17 protein-coding genes, 1 tRNA gene and 1 rRNA gene are annotated in these 16,607 nt (G+C 65.6%); 8 read left to right on the top strand and 11 right to left on the bottom strand.

From position 1 onward, the window contains the following. Positions 1–8: 8 nt before the first annotated feature. Positions 9–500 carry a hypothetical protein gene (locus tag BRC58_02910; protein ID PSP18760.1) on the top strand — a complete coding sequence of 164 codons (492 nt, stop codon included), beginning with the start codon at positions 9–11 and terminating at the stop codon, positions 498–500. A 13-nt stretch (positions 501–513) separates the two neighbouring features. Here the strand turns inward: BRC58_02910 and BRC58_02905 are convergent, their stop codons facing one another. Genes BRC58_02905 through BRC58_02885 form a run of 5 tightly spaced genes read right to left on the bottom strand, consistent with a single transcriptional unit; the run spans position 514 to position 4,252 of the window. Beyond that, entirely contained in the window at positions 514–1,860 is a 1,347-nt protein-coding gene (locus tag BRC58_02905) for a cytochrome P450 (GenBank protein ID PSP18759.1), read from the bottom strand. A gap of 12 nt (positions 1,861–1,872) precedes the next feature. Then, positions 1,873–3,060 (bottom strand): arsenic-transporting ATPase, encoded by a 1,188-nt coding sequence (locus BRC58_02900; GenBank protein PSP18758.1) that lies wholly within the window; start codon positions 3,058–3,060, stop codon positions 1,873–1,875. A gap of 28 nt (positions 3,061–3,088) precedes the next feature. After that, on the bottom strand, positions 3,089–3,487 hold the full coding sequence (locus BRC58_02895) for a hypothetical protein (GenBank protein ID PSP18757.1): 399 nt from the start codon (positions 3,485–3,487) through the stop codon (positions 3,089–3,091). A 19-nt stretch (positions 3,488–3,506) separates the two neighbouring features. After that, the gene (locus BRC58_02890) at positions 3,507–3,932 is read right to left on the bottom strand and encodes a hypothetical protein (protein ID PSP18756.1); all 426 of its coding nucleotides are present in this window, start codon (positions 3,930–3,932) and stop codon (positions 3,507–3,509) included. Continuing rightward, entirely contained in the window at positions 3,761–4,252 is a 492-nt protein-coding gene (locus BRC58_02885; protein PSP18755.1) for a hypothetical protein, read from the bottom strand. The genes BRC58_02890 and BRC58_02885 overlap by 172 nt, the downstream gene beginning before the upstream one ends. A 90-nt stretch (positions 4,253–4,342) precedes the next feature. Here BRC58_02885 and BRC58_02880 point away from each other — a divergent pair, with 90 nt between their 5' ends. Continuing rightward, positions 4,343–5,062: a glycosyltransferase gene (locus BRC58_02880; GenBank protein PSP18754.1), complete on the top strand. Its 720-nt coding sequence runs from the start codon at positions 4,343–4,345 to the stop codon at positions 5,060–5,062. On the opposite strand, the gene BRC58_02875 is transcribed toward BRC58_02880, so the two are convergent. After that, positions 5,059–6,909 carry an ABC transporter ATP-binding protein gene (locus tag BRC58_02875; protein PSP18753.1) on the bottom strand — a complete coding sequence of 617 codons (1,851 nt, stop codon included), beginning with the start codon at positions 6,907–6,909 and terminating at the stop codon, positions 5,059–5,061. The genes BRC58_02880 and BRC58_02875 overlap by 4 nt on opposite strands. Before the next feature lie 125 nt (positions 6,910–7,034). On the opposite strand from BRC58_02875, the gene BRC58_02870 reads away from it, so the two are divergent. Then, complete coding sequence (locus BRC58_02870) at positions 7,035–7,919, top strand: hydroxyacid dehydrogenase (protein PSP18752.1); 885 nt, start codon at positions 7,035–7,037, stop codon at positions 7,917–7,919. Here BRC58_02870 and BRC58_02865 read toward each other — a convergent pair. Further along, the gene (locus BRC58_02865; protein ID PSP18751.1) at positions 7,906–8,424 is read right to left on the bottom strand and encodes a thioredoxin family protein; all 519 of its coding nucleotides are present in this window, start codon (positions 8,422–8,424) and stop codon (positions 7,906–7,908) included. The genes BRC58_02870 and BRC58_02865 overlap by 14 nt on opposite strands. A gap of 159 nt (positions 8,425–8,583) precedes the next feature. Between BRC58_02865 and BRC58_02860 the strand changes: the two genes are divergently transcribed. The 4 genes from BRC58_02860 to BRC58_02845 all read left to right on the top strand — a co-directional run bounded on the left by BRC58_02860 (position 8,584) and on the right by BRC58_02845 (position 12,384). After that, on the top strand, positions 8,584–9,933 hold the full coding sequence (locus BRC58_02860) for a DUF1727 domain-containing protein (GenBank protein ID PSP18761.1): 1,350 nt from the start codon (positions 8,584–8,586) through the stop codon (positions 9,931–9,933). 149 nt (positions 9,934–10,082) lie between these two features. Beyond that, positions 10,083–10,670 carry a hypothetical protein gene (locus BRC58_02855; GenBank protein PSP18750.1) on the top strand — a complete coding sequence of 196 codons (588 nt, stop codon included), beginning with the start codon at positions 10,083–10,085 and terminating at the stop codon, positions 10,668–10,670. Positions 10,671–10,678: 8 nt separating this feature from the next. Continuing rightward, on the top strand, positions 10,679–11,488 hold the full coding sequence (locus BRC58_02850; protein ID PSP18749.1) for a cobalamin biosynthesis protein CobQ: 810 nt from the start codon (positions 10,679–10,681) through the stop codon (positions 11,486–11,488). 74 nt (positions 11,489–11,562) lie between these two features. Continuing rightward, positions 11,563–12,384, top strand: coding sequence for a hypothetical protein (locus BRC58_02845; GenBank protein ID PSP18748.1), 822 nt, complete (start codon positions 11,563–11,565; stop codon positions 12,382–12,384). A gap of 30 nt (positions 12,385–12,414) precedes the next feature. Here BRC58_02845 and BRC58_02840 read toward each other — a convergent pair. From BRC58_02840 to glyQ, 4 genes are all read right to left on the bottom strand, one after another. Next, positions 12,415–12,502 (bottom strand) — tRNA-Ser (locus tag BRC58_02840). A gap of 58 nt (positions 12,503–12,560) precedes the next feature. Then, positions 12,561–14,813 carry a competence protein gene (locus BRC58_02835; GenBank protein PSP18747.1) on the bottom strand — a complete coding sequence of 751 codons (2,253 nt, stop codon included), beginning with the start codon at positions 14,811–14,813 and terminating at the stop codon, positions 12,561–12,563. Next, positions 14,813–15,271: a DUF4079 domain-containing protein gene (locus BRC58_02830; GenBank protein ID PSP18746.1), complete on the bottom strand. Its 459-nt coding sequence runs from the start codon at positions 15,269–15,271 to the stop codon at positions 14,813–14,815. Before BRC58_02830 ends, BRC58_02835 begins: the two co-directional genes overlap by 1 nt. Before the next feature lie 4 nt (positions 15,272–15,275). Beyond that, positions 15,276–16,217, bottom strand: a complete 942-nt coding sequence (gene glyQ / locus BRC58_02825) for a glycine--tRNA ligase subunit alpha (protein ID PSP18745.1) — start codon at positions 16,215–16,217, stop codon at positions 15,276–15,278. Between the two features lie 290 nt (positions 16,218–16,507). On the opposite strand from glyQ, the gene BRC58_02820 reads away from it, so the two are divergent. Next, positions 16,508–16,607, top strand: a 16S ribosomal RNA gene (locus BRC58_02820); the annotation flags it as partial.

The raw sequence follows: 16,607 nt of genomic DNA, 5'->3' as shown, positions 1-16,607 counted from the left end.
GCAAAAAGATGCTGTTTATGGGCATGGAGTTCGGCCAGCGCAGCGAGTGGAACGCTTGGGCCGAGCTGGATTGGGAGCTGCTGCAGGATGCACGGCACGTGCAACTGCGCCAGTGCGTGCGCGATCTCAACGCGCTCTACAGGAACGAGCCCGCTCTCCACAGCCAGGACTGCCACTCGGCGGGATTCGAGTGGCTCGCTTGCCAGGATGCTGCCAACAGCGTCGTGGCCTTCCTGCGCCACGCCCGCACCGGCAGCGATCGCCTGGTGGTAGCTTGCAACCTCAGCCTGCAACCGCAGCCGCGCTATGCCATTGGGGTTCCCCAGCCAGGTTACTACCGCGAGCTGCTCGATACCGATGCCGTGGACTACGGCGGCAGCGGTTGGGGCAACTTGGGCGGCTGCTGGGCCCAGCCGCACGCGTGCGGCGGCTGGCCCTACACGCTCGAGCTGACGCTGCCGCCGCTGGGTGTCGTCATGCTCAAGCCGCTGGGCGCATGATGGCTGGCCAGCCTTACGCTTGCGAGGTCAGCCGCTGCAGCCGGACGCGCAGGCCATCCCGCGGGCGCGGGTCGGGAACGGTTTCCCAGCGCAGATCCTGCTCGGGTAACAGCTCCCAGTCGTAGTGCCGCAGCAGCTCGGCGGCCAGGACTTTAATCTCGAGGCGGGCGAATTCTTTGCCCAAGCACTCGCGCAGCCCGCCGCCAAAGGGCAGGTAGCCAAAGGTTTTGCTGGGATGGGGCTCGCGATCCGGGTTGAAATTTTCGGGGTCGAAATGATGGGGGGAGGGATAGTGCGTGCTGTCGCGCTGAATCTGGGCGATTTGATACAGCACCTTCCACCCCTGCGGGATGCGATAGCCCTGCCACTGGCAGCTTTGGGTGACCTGGCGAAAGCTACCGGCAACAGGGGGGACGTGGCGCAGGACCTCCTGCACCACCTGCTCGAGGTAGCTCAGCTGCTGCAGCCGCTCCGGCCTGGGCACCTCGTCTGGCGACAGCCGCTCGAGCTCCGCGCGGAGCCGGGCTTTGACTGCCGGATGCTGCCCTACCAGCAAGCAAAAGGAGGTCAGCGAGGAAGTCAGCGTCTCGTGCCCAGCAAACAGCAGCAGCAGGAGCTGGTCTTTGAGCTCCGCCACGCTGAGGCGGTTGCCGTCCTCGTCCTGGGCCTGCAGCATCACCCCGAGCGCGTCTTGGCCCGGATCGGGGGCCTGCTGGCGTTGTCGCGCGATCGCCTCCAGCTGCTCCAGAATGCGCTGGCGGCAGTGCATGGCGCGGCCGAAGGTCGTTCCGGGCAGGGCCACCGGAATCGAGAACAGGCCCTGGGACCAGCGCTCGAACAGGCGGCGCAGCTCGGTTTGCGAGCCCTCCTCAAGGCCCACTAGCAGCTTGCAGGCCACATCAAAGGTGTAGTCCCGCAGTTGCGGGTACCAGGTGAGCTCGCCTTGCCGCTCCCAGTGCTGGAGGTAGCGCCGAGCCAGGGTTGTCATGGTCTCGGCGTAGCCGGCCAGCGCCCGCGATTGAAAGGCTTTGCCCACCACCTGGCGGCGCTTTTTGTGCTCCCGACCAGCCTGGTTGGATAGCGATCCCGGCCCCAGCAACCGGTTGGTGCTGGCCGGAAACTTGAACTGGAAGTAGCGATTTTCGTTTTGGGTCACAAAGCGCGCGGACTCGGAATCGCAAACGATGATCGTGGGATCGCCGAACAGGTGCGTTTTGAAAATGGGTCCGTAGCGCCGGTAGCGCTTGTCGATGAACTGCCCGTCGCGCAGGAACTGCCAGGTCTCGCCGAGTCCGGGGAGCCCCATGCGGCCGGGCGGCAAAGGCGGCGTCTGGTTCGCTTGCGTAGCAGTATCGGTCATGGCGTTGCGGCGTTAAGCTTGCGCGGCGCCGGCAAAGCGGATTTTGAGATAATCCTGCTCCATGCGTGCGCCCGATGGCTGCAGGGCCGCCAGCGATTGCGGCAGGACCAAGTTGCGCCGGTGGTTGCCAATGCGGATGTTGAGCTCGTCGCCGGTTTTGTTGAGATCGACTTTGTCTTTGGCAATGCCGGGCAGGTAGAGCTCTAGGCTGTACTCGCTGCCGTGCTGGATGACGCGCATGGTCTCTTCTTGGTAGTAGACCTGGGTGGGATCTTCGCTGCCGTAGAGCGTGGCTTGGAGCTGCTCCAGGGCCGGGATCCCGCACAGCTCCTGCGAGTAGAGCGGCACTTCCTTGACCGGCAGCGGTTGGAAGTTTTCGTGGATGGCCTGGCGGTGCGCCTGCTGGCTCTGCCGCCACTGCTGCAAGAACGGATCGCTAACCCCCTCGGGGATGATGCGGTTGGCCACGACCAAATCGGTGGCGACATCGTACAGGCTCAGGTAGGCATGCGCGCGCAGCGATTCTTTGATGACCATCTTTTCGGGGTTGGCCACCAAGCGCACGGTGGTTTGCTGGTTGTCGGTCAGCACTTGCTGTAGGGCGGCAATTTCCTCGTAGAACTCGTAGGGGGCATTCATGACCTCCTGGTTGGGCAGCGAGAAGCCGGCGATGGGCTTAAAGATGGGCTCGACCACCGGCCGCAACGCTGCCGAGAGGCCCTGCAGCGGCTTGTAGAACCGCCGCATGTACCAGCCCCCCACCTCGGGAATGCTCAGCAAGCGCAGCGAGGTCCCCGTCGGGGCCGAGTCCACAATGACCACGTCAAAATCGCCCTCGTCATAGTGGCGCTTGAGGCGCACCAGGCCGAATATTTCGTCCATACCGGGCAGGATCGCCAGCTCTTCGGCCTGGACGCCTTCCAGGCCGCGGGCTTGCAACACCTCGCTGATGTAGCGCTTGACCGCGCCCCAGTTGCTCTCCAGCTCGACTAGCGCATCCAGCTCGGCTCCCCAAAGGTTGTCGCGCACCGGCTGGGGCTCGTGGCTCATCTCGCAATCGAAGCTGTCGGCGAGCGAATGGGCCGGGTCTGTGCTCAGCACGAGGGTTTTGTAGCCGAGCTGGGCGCACTGCAAGCCGGTGGCGGCGGCAATGGAGGTTTTACCCACCCCACCCTTGCCGGTCATCAGAATGATGCGCACGGTCGCCTCCGCTCAACAAAAATTGACACTACTTCTGATTGTGGCGCGCGCCCGGTACCAAGTGCTGCTTGAGCACGTTCAGGCGCGAGCAGTGCCAGCGATCGACGTGCGAGGCAATTAGGCCGGCGTCGTTGAGCTGCAGCTCGCTCCAGCCGGGGATGGCAATGCGGGGGCGCCAGGGCAGCGGCGTCGTCCAGTTCAGCGTCCACTCGGTTTCAATGGTGTTGCCGCGGCGCCGGATGGCGTGCAGCTCCATCTCGACATCGCGGAACCAGCGCTGGATGAAGCCCAGCATTTGCCGGTAGCGCGCCAGCCCGCAGAATTCGTTGAGCGGGTCCCAAAAGTAAACGTCGCTGGCGTAGATGCTGTAAGTCGGGTCCTGCGGGAAGCGCTGGTAATCGGCTTTGAGCGTCTCGACAATATCCATGGACTTAACGGATGCCCGCTCAGAAGCCCTCGCCGCCAGGCGAGCTGAGCCCGATGGTCTGGGGACGATGGGCTGGGTCTTGGGGGGCTTGGGGGCTGGTAGCCAGGACGCTGGCAGGGGTGGCCTCAGCCGCTTGGCTGGACTGGGGCGCGGCGAGCGCTGCCAGTGGAACGTCGCCGCTTGGCGGTTGGGTCCAATCGAGGGTCATGGCGCACTCGGCCGTTCCCCAGGTGCTAGGGGCAGCCGGCGGCACGCGCACCGGCGCCGATCGCGTCAGGGGCAACCAGCGGTCGTCGCTGCAACGGTAGCCCAGCTCCACGGCATAGTCGCGATCGCCGAGCGGGACAGCCAGATACTGCGCGCCGGCCGCTTCATCGCCAGGATACTCGCGCACGTTGCTGGGGCTTGGCGCGCGCGCGCCTTGCGCGCCTCGCTCAGCTCCCAGTAGGCATAAACTTGCCCCGGGTCGTAGGGCAACAAGCCGATCCGATCCTGACCGTAGGCTGTTGGTAGCTCGGGCACGACTGCATCGAGGGCAGCAACCGTTTCGGCATCGGGGGGTGGGGTGGCCGCACTCGGGTGTGCTTCTTCCTCTGCCAGCTCGCGCAGTGCGGCTCGCAGCTGCGCCTTGCGCATGCGAGCATAGCGGAAGATCCTGCGCTCGCGGGCCAGCTCGCGCAGCTCGCGCAGCGGCATCGCATCCAGGGGTCGGTCGGCGTTAGTGCTCATGGCCCAACTGGCCGCGCGCGGCTGGGACGCCCGCATTGTAATGGTCGTTCGGCACGCGTTGGGCGATCGCGAGCCTGCCAGCTGCGGCCGGCCGTGGCAGACTCAACAGGGGACACGCAAACGGTTATGCCACCTACCCCCGAGCCCACCGCTGTTTTGGGACTGCCCGTGCATTTGTGCTCGGACTATGCCAGTTGGCTGCGATCGCGCATCGAGCAAGGCCGAGGCGCGCACGTGGTAACCCTCAACGCCGAGATGGCAGTTCAGAGCCAGCACGATGCGCAGCTGCGGCAGGCCATCCAGCAAGCCGATTTGGTCGTGCCGGACGGTTCGGGGTTGGTGGGCTATCTGCGCTGGCACCACCAGCGGCAGCACCGCTGCCCGGGGATCGAGCTAGCGGCCGAGTTGCTGGCAAGTGTGGAAGAGCGCCAGGGGGAAGTCGCTTGCTATGGGGGCGCGCCGGGCGTGGTCGATGGGGCCGCTCGGGCCTGGCAACGACAGCTCCCCAGTCTCTCGGTCCTGACCGCCCACGGCTACCTATCTGCCCAAGCCGAGCGGGCGTTTTGCGAGCGGCTCCAAGCCCGGCAACCCCAGCTGATTCTGGTGGGGCTGGGCTCGCCACGCCAGGAGCAATGGATCGCCCGCAACCGCGCGCTTTGCCCGAACGCGGTCTGGATAGGCGTGGGCGGCAGTTTCGATGTTTGGGCTGGCACTAAAGCGCGCGCGCCAGCTTGGTTTCGCAAGCACCACCTGGAGTGGCTCTACCGCTTCTACCAGGAACCGCGGCGTTGGCGCCGCATGCTGACGCTGCCCCAATTCGCCTGGCAGACCCTGCGCGGCCGCTAACCATCGGGGGTGGCGGCACTCTCGACCAGCTGACCCCGCCCGCGCGGAATGGCATCAATCAGGCGGCGCGTGTAGTCGGAACTTGGCTGGCGATACACCTGCTCGGCCGGGCCAATCTCGGCAATCTGGCCCTGGTTCATGACCATGATGCGATCGCTGAGGAACTTGACCACGCTGAGGTCGTGCGAGATGAAAATGTAGGTTAGCCCCAGATCGGCTTGCAGGGTTTTGAGCAAGTTCAGCACCTGTGCCTGCACCGAGACATCGAGCGCCGAGACAGCTTCATCGCAGACAATCAAGCTGGGGTTGAGGGCCAGCGCCCGCGCAATGCAAATGCGCTGGCGCTGACCGCCGGAGAACTCGTGCGGGTAGCGGTCCATCCAGCTCGGGCTCAGATCCACCCGCTCTAGCAGTCGGGCAACGCGTGTGCGGCGCTGGTGGGGCGTGCGCTCGCTGCCGTGGATCGCCAGTGGCTCGGCGATCGCTTTGCCGATGGGCAAGCGCGGGTTGAGCGAGCTGTAAGGATTCTGGAACACGATCTGCATGCGGCGGCGCAGTCGCTGCAGCCGTCGCCCCCGCAGGCGGGTAATGTCTTGCCCCTCAAATGCGATCCGGCCGTGGAGCGGCTCAATCAGGCGCAAGATGGTGCGCGCGAGCGTGGACTTGCCGCAACCCGACTCGCCCACCAGGCCCAGGGTCTCGCCCGCCTGGACCGAAAACGAGACGCCTTGGACGGCCATGAAGTACCGCTGGGTCGCGCCCCAGATGCCGCGCTGGGCAAAACCCACTTGCAACGCCTGCACCGATAGTAGCGGCCCCGCGCTCGCGGCCCTGTCGCCATCGGCGGCAGTCGCGGCCTCGCCCGAGGGGGGTGCCGGCGCTGCAGCGCCAGGGGTGGCGTCGCGCTCCGGGCGCATGAAATCCGCAATGGTGGGCAAGTACTGCACTTGCCGCTCCAGGCGCGGGATGCAGGCCAACAGCCCCTGCGTGTAGGGATGCGAGGGGTGGGTAAAGATGCGCTCGAGCGCGCCCGACTCCACGATCACGCCGCGATACATAACGGCCACGGTATCGGCCACCTCGGCGATCGCGCGCAGGTCGTGGGTGATGAAAATCATCGACATCCCGCGCTGCTGGCACAGCTGCCGCAGCAGTTTCAGGATGCTGTCCTCCACGGTGACATCGAGGGCTGTAGTGGGCTCGTCGGCGATCAGCAAGCTGGGATTGCAGGCAATGGCCATGGCGATGGTGACCCGCTGCAGCTGCCCGCCCGAGAGTTGGTGGGGGTAGCGCGCCAGCATGGCGCGCTTTTGCTGGTTGCAGTAGCGATCCAGGGCCCGCTCGTCGGCGGGCTGGCCCCACTCGGCGATGTAGCGCTCGCGCAGCTGCGCGTCGCTGGGCAATAGCTGCACCTCTTGGAGGTCGCGCATGGCCTGCCGCCGGGCTTCGGCCTTAGAAACGGAACGGTGCTGGCGGATGGCCTCGACCAGCTGGACCCCAACGGTCAAGACCGGGTTGAGCGCGCTCATGGGATCCTGAAAGATGGTGCCGATGCGGCTGCCGCGGTACCGCCGCCGCCGTTCCTCGCCCAGTCGGAGCAGATCCACTGGCTCGCTCTCGGGGGTGGACCGGAACCAAATCTCGCCGGCAGCAACCCGGCCCGGGCGATCGAGCAAGCCCGCGATCGCCAATGAAGTGACCGATTTGCCCGAACCCGACTCGCCTACCAAGCCCAGGGTCTGACCGCGCTCGAGCGTCAAGTCAATGCCGTCTGCGGCGGTAACCGTCCCTGCGTCCGTTTCAAACCGGACCTGCAGGTTGCGAAACTCAATAACGGTATCGCTCATGGCAGCTCGGGAAGCCAGTTGGCCCCATTATCGGCCAGCGCCGCGCCAGTGACGAAGGACCGAGCGCAGCAGCGGGCGGATGTCACCATCGCAGGCGAACCGCCAGACGCACGCGAGAGGTTGCCATGAAAGTTGGCGTTTTGGGCACAGGCCTGATGGGACAGCCCATGGGTCAGCGGCTGCTAGGGGCCCAGTATCCTGTGGTGGCTTACAACCGCACCCCCGAGAAACTGGCGCCGCTGCGCGAAGCGGGGGCTGAGACAACGGCGAGCCCCACCGACGCCGTCCGAGCGGCGGACTGCCTCATCCTGATGCTGGCCGATGCGACCGCCATTGAACGCGTTCTGCTGGCCCCTGAGGTGCGCGCTGAGTTAAGCGGGCGCAGCGTCATCCAAATGGGGACGATCGCGCCCGAGCAAAGCCGAGCCATCCAGCAAGCGGTGGTCGCTGCCGGCGGCGAGTACCTGGAAGCACCGCTGCTGGGGAGCGTCCCGCAAGCCCAAAGCGGCCAGCTGCAAGTCATGGTGGGCGCTTCGCCCGAGCAGTTCGAGCGCTGGCGCGCGCTACTGAGCAACTTTGGCCCCGAGCCTACGCACTTGGGACCGGTGGGGGCGGCTGCCGCCACCAAACTGGCGCTCAACCAGCTCATCGCCTCGCTCTCCAGCGCCTTCGGCCTCAGCCTGGGCATACTGCAGCATCAGGGCGTCGATACCGAGCAGTTTATGGCCATCCTGCGCCAAAGCGCGCTCTACGCTCCCACCTTTGATAAAAAGCTCGACCGGATGCGCCAGCGCGACTACGCCCGCCCCAATTTCCCCATCCAGCACTTGCTCAAAGACGCCGATTTGGTCCTGGCCCAAGCCAGTGCCGCCGGTCTCGATACCAATGGCTTGGCCGGCGTGCGCGAGCTCCTGCGCCAAGCACGGGATGCCGGTTGGGCCGAGAGCGACTACGCCGCCCTATTTGAGGCCATTGCGCCGCCTCGCCAACCGGCGGCTAGGAGTTACTAGAGCCAGCTTCAGCACTCGAGCGCGGCTTGCGCTCCAGCGACTCCTCGCGCGGCAGCAGATCGAAGACCTCGCGAAAGGCGGCATCGGCAACCTCAAACGGGACTTGGCCCTGGCGATCGAAGGCAATTTGGTTGTCGCCATCGAGCAGGACCGTTTGCGGGACGCGGCCGCGGTAGTAGTACCCGGGATCTTGAAGCGTGTACTCGGCCTGCGGCGGAATCGAGTCCACGTTGATGGGAATGAAGTAAGCTGCTCGCCCGTAATACCGCTGCAGGCGCGAGACCACTTGCGAGTACTGCTTGCAGTCGCGGCTGTCATTGAGGTAGTAAACCAGTAGGGTGGGGGTGTCCCGCTCGATCGCCTCCGGCAGCGTGACTTTCGGGGGCACGAGCGACCCGTTGCCACCGTAGAGGGCAAAAATGTTGCCGTCGTAGCCGTCGTCGTCGATGTTGGCCAGCACTGGCGGTGCCGCGACCAGCAGCCCGGCCAACGTGACTGCCAGCATTAATGCCCACCAACGCGCGCCTGGGCGCGCTCGCAACTGCTTTGCCGCCATGGCTTCAACCTATCGAGTGACCTGCCCGACAATCCTGGCAGGCCTGCGGCCCCAACCGCAGCGCCTGCTGATCGCCTAGGATGGCGGTCGATGGTTGATGCGCCTCCCATGCCCCACCCAGCTGCGATCGCAGCCCGCTTGCGCTTGGCCCTAACGGCCGGCGTTGCCAAAGCAAGCGCGCTGGCGGTGCGCCAGTTGCGCCTGGGGGCTGCCAGCGTGCTGCCGGGCGAGATTGCCCAGCGCCTCCAGCCCCACGTTCTGGCCCGGCTCGGCGAGCGGCTGCCGCAGGGCGCCGTTTTGGTTGTCGGGACCAATGGCAAAACCACCACCGCCCTGCTGCTGCGCCGGATCCTGGAAGCCCAAGGGCAGCGGGTCGCCCACAATGCCTCCGGCGCCAACCTGCCCAACGGCCTAACGGCTGCCTTGCTGGCCCAGGTAACCCTGACCGGGCGGCTCCAGGCCGACTGCGCCATTCTGGAGGTGGACGAAAACGCCCTACCGCGCGTGCTGGACTCAGTTGCGCCGCGGTTCGTATTGGGCCTGAACTTGTTCCGCGACCAGCTTGATCGCTACGGCGAGGTGGATGCGATCGCCCAACGCTGGCAGCGGGCGCTCGCCGCACTCTCGCCCCCAACAACGGTCGTGCTCAATGCCGATGACCCCACGCTCTGCCAGCTGGGCCAGCAGTTCCCGCAGGCCGTGCAGTTTTTTGGCCTGAGCGAGCCCCAGCTGTATCTGGAGCAGATGCCCCATGCCGTGGATGCCATCGACTGCCCGCGCTGCGGCACCTCGCTCGCCTACCGAGGGGTCTACATCTCGCATTTGGGCGACTTTTACTGTCCCAGCTGCCATTTCGCCCGCAGCGAGCCAGCGCTCGATAGCCGCGAGTGGCCCCAAATCCTCATTGGCGTTTACAACAAGTACAACACCTTGGCTGCCGGGACCGTTGCCCGGGCCATGGGCATCCCGCAAGATCGCATCTTCGAGGTCGTCCGCCAGTTCCGCGCCGCCTTCGGCCGTGCCGAGGAACTCCAAGTTGAGGGCAAGCAGGTGCGGATCCTGCTGTCCAAAAACCCCGTTGGAGCCAACGAAACCATTCGGGCCATCCTCGAGCGCCAGGCAGCCGGCGAGACCGAAACGACGCTGCTGGTACTCAACGACCGCACCCCCGATGGCACCGATGTCTCCTGGATCTGGGACGTAGATGCCGATAAGCTCGTTGCAGCAGCCGGCGTACTGGTGGTTAGCGGCGATCGCGCCTACGATATGGCGCTGCGGTTGGCCTACGGGCGAGAGGCCCTGAGTGAGGGCGCGCAGTTGCTGGTCGAGCCCGACCTGCGAGCCGCGATCGCGACAGCGCTGGCGCAGACACCCCGCGAGCGCACCCTCCACATCGTCCCTACTTACTCGGCCATGCTCGAGGTCCGCCAGGTGCTGACCGGGCGCCAGATCCTTTAAAGCTTACCGCTCGGTACACTAAGGGCACATACGCTCCTTATACCAATTTGAGCAGTGGATGCACGCTTTCCAAAGAATATGACTCCCATATTGAGCGAGTTTTGTAGGTCGAAATTTAGTGCACAAGCCACGAGAATTGGTATTACCCCATGAGCACGAGCCCCGCAACGGACCCCACCATTCAGGCCCCGCAACGGAGCAACCACTACCGGGCGACCGGGATCGTGCGCGGCTACTTCGCCCCCGCCGATAAAGAGCGCCGCAAGGGGACCCTAGTGACCCCCGACGCCGAATTTCCGGCAACCGTAAAAGGCCCGTGGAAGGCCCCCAAAGACGCTCAGGAGCGGCTGTGGAACGTCTGGGTCAAAACGACCAACGACGAAACTGGACTTAGGTTTCAGCTCAAAGGGCCCTACCGCGATCGTGAGGGGAATTTGGTGTTGCCGTCCGTGCTGCCCGGCGATCGCTTCTCCATCCGCGGCCGACTGCAGTGGTGGAACGCGCAGGAAGGCACCTTTGGAATCTACGTGCGCCCCAATCGCGATCCCATCCGGCAGTTCAAACCCTTTTTTATTGTCGTTCGGGGCCATTTGCCCCGCCCCCGGGCCGGGGCCTTTTGGGAGGTGGAAGCGGGCCGCGAGGGGCGTCAGCTGGTCCTGCTAGACGGGCGCGAGGTTCACCCACCCGCGCAAGGCGGTAAAAAGGGCAAACCGGCCAAGCGCCAATCGCGACAATAGGGGCTGTCATGAGCTCGGATGCCGGCTTGCTGCGCATTGGGTGGCTCTATCCCACCCTGATGAGCACCTACGGCGATCGCGGCAACGTCATTTGCCTGCAGCGGCGCTGCCAGTGGCGCCAGATCCCGGTCGAGGTGGTCCCGCTGGATCGCGATGCCCCGAGCGAGCGCTTTGGCAGCGTCGATCTGGTCGTTGGCGGGGGCGCCCAAGATCGCCAGCAAGCGATTGTCATGCGCGATCTGCAGGGGGCCAAGGCAGACGCCCTGCGCCAGGGATTGGAAGCGGGCATGCCCGGGGCGTTCACCTGCGGTGCTCCGCAGTTGCTGGGGCACTATTACGAGCCCGCTTTGGGCGAGTGCATCCCCGGCCTGGGCCTGTTTGACTTTAGCAGCCACCATCCCGGAGAGGGGGCGCCGCGCTGCATTGGCAACTTGGCCTTTGAAATCACCGCAGAGCCCCTGGCATCCCAGTTGCGCGCGCTTTGGGGGGCACCGCCTATCGCCATCGGCTTTGAGAACCACGGCGGGCGGACGCAGCTGGCAATGGCAACGCCGCTGGGGCGAGTCCGGTACGGCTACGGCAATAACGGCCGGGACGGCACGGAAGGGGCCATCCGCCACAACGCGATCGCGACCTACTCCCACGGGCCGCTGCTACCCAAAAACCCGTTCCTGGCGGACTGGCTCATGCAGACAGCTTGGCAGCAGAAGTACGGGGAGGCTGTCCCGCTACCGGCGCTGGACGACGCTCTGGCCGTGCGCGCCCGCGAGGTCATGTTCGAGCGGCTGGGGCTGGCACCGCAGCGCGAGGCAGCCTGAGGCGCTGTCCCGCTTGCGATAGGCCGCTAAAAGCGTTATAAGATTGCGGCAACTGGCGGACTGCAGCCGGGCCAATGACCGAAACGCAACTGGATAGGGCGGCGAAAGGGGCACTCGTTGCAATCTTGCCAGTCGCTCTGGGGCTGGGGATCGTCCTAACGGCTTGGCCGCTACTGCTCCCGGCATTGGGGGTAGGACTGGTGTCGCGCGTGTGGCAACACTATCGCTGGAAGCGGTGGAGCCAGCAAGTCCAGCCGTTTTTTGAGCAGTTGCTGCGCGAGAACCACGGCCGAATTGCCCCGCTCGATTTGGCCCTACGGGCCAACCTGACCGGCGAGGCAGCCCGGCGTTTTTTGGCGCGCCGAGCCGAAGAATACGGCGCCCAGCGCCAGGCGAGCGAAGCTGGGACGTTCTATTACTTTTTGACCGCCAGCGCCCTGGGGTCGCTGTTTGCGGATAGCGAGCCCGAGAGCGCCGCCGATGAGGTAGCCGCATCCGCCCCCGAACTGGCCCAAGGCAGCCGCCACCCTCAAGCGAGTGCTGAGTCCGCCACCCAGGAGCCAACGCCTGCCGCCCCTGAGGCAGATGCCCCACCGGAGGCAGCCCCCTCGAGCGGTGATCGGCATGCGGCCCTGCTAGCTGCCCTCAACACCGCCCCCAATCCCGATGGCGGGCGCGACACCAGCGAGACCGATGGGGCCGCCACCCAGCCCTCGGGGAAGGACTGGACCTTCAATCAGGCCGAGCTGGCGCGGCGCCTGGACGTTCATGCCAGCACTGTCGGCAAGCGTAAGGCCGATCCGGATTTTGCCGAGTGGAGCCAAACGCGCGATCCAGACGGCATTGCCTGGATCTATCAGGCGCAGAACAAGGCTTTCGTCCCGGCTGACGCTTGAGCGGGCTTGCCACCGCTGGCGCTGGGAAAGCGGAGAGGGAGGGATTCGAACCCCCGATACCCTGGACGGGTATAGCGGATTTCGAGTCCGCCGCAATCGACCGCTCTGCCACCTCTCCGAGCAAGCATGACTTGCAATGCTGCATTCTACCGAGCCAGGCGGGTGTTGACCAGGACTCAGTAGGGCGATCGCTGGGGATCGACGGTTAGCTCGCTAGCGCGCAGCCCCGTTCGCGGGCGCCATTGGATGGCGCCCGCCCGCACTGTCCAATGAATGGGAACAGCGCGGGCGCTCAGGTCCTGCTCGAGTTGCGCATCGACCGTTCGCGATGCCGCGATCGCGGCTTGGGGCACTAGCTCGCGCCACCAGCGCTCGGGGGGTGGGGAACCGGCCCAAACGAGAATGGGGGGCTGGCCGGCCGCCGCTGGTGGCGGATCGCCCTTGCCCTCCAGCCACAGCCAATCCTGGCCGCGCAGGTGCAGCTGCAGCAGAGCCGGTTCGGCACTTGATAGCGCCATCCGGCTGTTGCCCGGGCTGCGTTGGGATGGGGACGGCAGCGGCTGGCGCTGCGCCGCCACGCCGGAAGCCGGCAAGTGTTGCGCGCCTAGGGCGGGGTTGAATGCCAGGGTCCCCAACGAGACATGCTCGGCCAGCGCCGACCAGCCGCGGCGATCGCTGCTGCGCGATAGGACAATTGCCCGATTCAGGTGGCCGATGCCCTGGCGCTGCAAAAACGGCCCCACCACAAACTGCACGGTCTCGGGGCTGCCGCTGTTGATCAGCGTCACCGTGCCGCGATCGCGGACCACCGCAACCAGCTCGTCGCCTGCCGCCAAAACCGTGACGCGGGTTAGGGTGGCGCGCTCGTAAGCCCACGGCAGGACCAGTAGTGCCAGTGCTGCCAGCGCCAGCCACGGCCACCGCTGCCTCACTGCCCGAACGTTAGCCAACCCGAGCGCGCCGTAGAGCGCCACCACGGTCGCAACGCCGATGGTTCCCACTACCCACGAACTACCGGGCAGGCCGGCAATCGCGCCCACAATGCCTTGTAGCAGCGTTACTGCCGGCGTTAGCAGCCAGGCCAAGGCGCTTCCCAACGGCGGGGCGATCGCAGCGCCCAGCGCGCTTGCCATGCCCCCCCAAGCTAACCAGTACACCAGCGGCGCCACGGCGACATTGGCCAGGATGCTGTAGGTGGGGATGACGCCAAAAAAATGCAGCTGGAGCGGCAGAACCCAGGGAAAGACAGCCACCGGAATGGCAACGGCTGTTGCTAGCGGTGACGGCAGCCAATCCAGGCGTTGCAAGAGCGCCGGCACGGTTGTAATGAGCCCCCAAGTGGCGGCAAAGCTCAGTCCGAATTCCCAATCCCCAATCCAGAGCGGATCCCAAACCAGCAGGAGCGTTGCGGCCAGCAGCAGTGCTCGCTTGGCATCCACTTGCCGGTTGCTAGCCACGGCAAGCGCGCCGGCAGCCTCCATCAGCGCCGCTCGCAGGGTGGCGGGTTGACCGCCAGTCAGCCCGGCATAGGCCACTAGGGCTGCCAGCGCCACGCCCAACCGCCCCCAATCGCCGAGCCGGCGCGCAGCGACCGACACGGCACCCAGCAGCAGCGATACGTGAAAGCCGGAGGCAGCTAGCACGTGAGCCAGTCCAGCCTCAACGAAGCGATCTTGCACGCTGTAGGGCAAATCGACAGCGCGGCGTCCCAACACCATCGAGCTCGGCAGCTGACCGTTGGGGCTGCCCAGCCAGCGCACCTGCGCGCGCACGATGCGTTGGCGCAACTGCCACCAGCCCCAGTCCGCCTCAGGAGCGGTTTGCGTCAACTGCCGGCCGCTGAGACTGGCAAAAGCCCCTTGGCGGGCCAAATAAGCCTGAAAGTCGAAAGCGCCGGGGTTGCGGCTGCTGGGCGGATGGTAGAGCGTGCCGCGCACGCGAGCATGCTGGCCGGGGGCAACGCCAGTTGCTTGCAAGACCGGCACCGTTACGTAGAGCTGGCCAGTCGCTGGGGTGCCATCCAAGCGCTGCGCGGCCAGCCATAGGCGCGCTCGCCCCTCGCGCGTTAGCTCGGGCAAGCTCAAGACGCGTCCTTCCACGGCTGCCGTGCGTGCCTGTGGGGCCTGGGCTGCCGCGCTGCCAACGTAGCGGCTGATATCAGCTTCACCCGGTTGCGGCAGGCGAGCGCCCCAGTAGGCAACAGCGACCGCCACTGTCAACCCGATTGCCAACCATTGGCGCGCGCTGGGGCCGCGCCACCACCAGCGCGGAATCAGGACAGCTGCTGCCGCCCCCAGCGCGAGTGCGGCAGTTCCCCAGCGCGCTAGCTGCAAGCCAACGGCTCCGTCGCTGGGCGCGATCGCGCCCTCGGCCAGAAGCAGTCCGGCGATGTAGGCACAGCCCAGCAAGGGGGCAGTGCGATCGCCCATCAGAGCGCCAGCCCTAGATCGAGCCCCAGCGCTGCATGCAGCAGCAGCACCGCCAGCGCGGCACTCCCGAGCAGGGCATGCGCGCTGCGCAGGCTGGCGCGATCGCCAGCAAATCCTGTCAGGGCAATAGCCGCATTGACACCAAGCAGCCCTAGTACCAACGAGCCCGTCCAAAAGTGCGGGCTCTCTAGAATGGGACGCTGCTGCATGCGCAGCGAGAGCAGGCCGCCCAGATAGCCGCCCGCCAAAAACAGTAGCAGCCAGGGCGCCAGCCGGCGATGCTGGATCCTAGCCGCCGCCGAGGCCGCGCGGCGCGCCCGCCAACCGGCTAGTGCTGCGGCTGGCCCCATGACGAACGCCACGACCGCCATGAGGGCCAGATGGCCCCAACGGACGATGGCACTTGGGATGGGCAGCTCGCGCAGGATTTCGGCAATGGGCTCTAGGAGCGCACTCATGGGCCTACGCGCCGCTGGGTTGGGCAGCAGCCGAGGCTTCGACGCTGCTCGTTGGGCTGCGCTCGGCTGGCTGGGCCGGCAGCAGCGGAAACCCTAAAGCCTCGCGCTGCTGCCAGTAGCAGCGGGCAACGCGCCGCGCAAGTGCCCGAATGCGGCCGATGTAGCGAGTCCGCTCGGTCACCGAGATGACGCCGCGCGCATCAAGCAGGTTAAAGGTGTGGGAGCACTTGAGAACGTAATCCAGCCCCGGCAGGACTAGCTCGGCATCGCAGACGCGTTCAGCCTCCCGTTCGTAGAGCTCGAATAGCTGGAACAGCAAATTGGGATCGGAGACCTCAAAGTTGTAGCGGCACTGCTCGATCTCGCTTTGCCGGTGGATGTCGCCGTAGCTCAGATCCGCGTTCCAGCGAATGTCCATAACGGCATCGACGCCCTGCAAGTACATGGCCAACCGCTCGAGGCCGTAGGTAATCTCGATCGAAACCGGATGGCAGTCAATGCCGCCGCACTGCTGGAAGTAGGTGAACTGCGCGATCTCCATGCCATCGAGCCAAACTTCCCAGCCTACGCCCCAGGCGCCGAGCGTGGGGGCTTCCCAATCGTCTTCGACAAAACGTACGTCGTGGTCCTCAGGCCCAATGCCGATCGCTCGCAGCGATTCTAAAAACAAGTCCTGAATGTTGGCAGGCGAGGGTTTGATCAGGACTTGGTACTGGTAGTAGTGCTGAAAGCGGTTGGGGTTCTCGGCGTAGCGCCCGTCCGTGGGACGGCGGCAAGGCTCGACGTAGGCCACTGACCAGGGCTCGGGCCCGATAGCGCGCAAAAAAGTGTGGGGGTTCATGGTCCCCGCGCCTTTTTCCGTGTCGTACGGTTGCGTGATCGTGCATCCCTGCTCGCCCCAGAATCGATCGAGCCGGGCGATGACAGCCTGGAAGTCTAGAGACACCGCAGCTTTCCCAGTCGGGCTTCGGTTGGAATTGTCGCACAGAGGGGCGAGACGCTTGCAGCAGCCGATCCGGCAGTCACCCCACCAATTTTGCGGGTCAGGGTTGACAGCGGAGGGTGGGGTAGATAAATTGGAGGATGCGCTCGCGAGGGACATTCCCCGCAGCGCCCCGAACCGCGACAATTCAATCGTTGGAAACCCGAAGCGTCGCCCCCGAGAGGCCGTAAGGCTTTTTCGGATAACAATTAGAGTCAGGGACCCATCGGCTGCGTGCCGGTGCGGCTCTCCACCACGGAGAGTTTGATCCTGGCTCAGGATGAACGCTGGCGGTGAGCTTAACACATGCGAGTCGAACGGGGGCCGCTCCTTCGGGGGCGGTACCTAAGTGGC

This window comes from Cyanobacteria bacterium QS_8_64_29, assembly GCA_003022125.1.
Taxonomy (GTDB): Bacteria; Cyanobacteriota; Cyanobacteriia; order Cyanobacteriales; family Rubidibacteraceae; genus QS-8-64-29.
The sequence above is the reverse complement of the archived record's forward strand: the minus strand, read 5'-3'. Positions and strand labels throughout refer to the sequence as shown.

Excerpts from the sequence above, each read along its gene's own strand:
- BRC58_02910 (PSP18760.1), top strand. The coding sequence starts at position 9 with ATGCTGTTTATGGGCATGGAGTTCGGCCAGCGCAGCGAGTGGAACGCT.
- BRC58_02905 (PSP18759.1), bottom strand. The coding sequence starts at position 1,860 with ATGACCGATACTGCTACGCAAGCGAACCAGACGCCGCCTTTGCCGCCC.
- BRC58_02895 (PSP18757.1), bottom strand. The coding sequence starts at position 3,487 with ATGGATATTGTCGAGACGCTCAAAGCCGATTACCAGCGCTTCCCGCAG.
- BRC58_02885 (PSP18755.1), bottom strand. The coding sequence starts at position 4,252 with ATGCGGGCGTCCCAGCCGCGCGCGGCCAGTTGGGCCATGAGCACTAAC.
- BRC58_02880 (PSP18754.1), top strand. The coding sequence starts at position 4,343 with ATGCCACCTACCCCCGAGCCCACCGCTGTTTTGGGACTGCCCGTGCAT.
- BRC58_02875 (PSP18753.1), bottom strand. The coding sequence starts at position 6,909 with ATGAGCGATACCGTTATTGAGTTTCGCAACCTGCAGGTCCGGTTTGAA.
- BRC58_02870 (PSP18752.1), top strand. The coding sequence starts at position 7,035 with ATGAAAGTTGGCGTTTTGGGCACAGGCCTGATGGGACAGCCCATGGGT.
- BRC58_02865 (PSP18751.1), bottom strand. The coding sequence starts at position 8,424 with ATGCTGGCAGTCACGTTGGCCGGGCTGCTGGTCGCGGCACCGCCAGTG.
- BRC58_02860 (PSP18761.1), top strand. The coding sequence starts at position 8,584 with ATGCCCCACCCAGCTGCGATCGCAGCCCGCTTGCGCTTGGCCCTAACG.
- BRC58_02855 (PSP18750.1), top strand. The coding sequence starts at position 10,083 with ATGAGCACGAGCCCCGCAACGGACCCCACCATTCAGGCCCCGCAACGG.
- BRC58_02850 (PSP18749.1), top strand. The coding sequence starts at position 10,679 with ATGAGCTCGGATGCCGGCTTGCTGCGCATTGGGTGGCTCTATCCCACC.
- BRC58_02845 (PSP18748.1), top strand. The coding sequence starts at position 11,563 with ATGACCGAAACGCAACTGGATAGGGCGGCGAAAGGGGCACTCGTTGCA.
- BRC58_02835 (PSP18747.1), bottom strand. The coding sequence starts at position 14,813 with ATGGGCGATCGCACTGCCCCCTTGCTGGGCTGTGCCTACATCGCCGGA.
- BRC58_02830 (PSP18746.1), bottom strand. The coding sequence starts at position 15,271 with ATGAGTGCGCTCCTAGAGCCCATTGCCGAAATCCTGCGCGAGCTGCCC.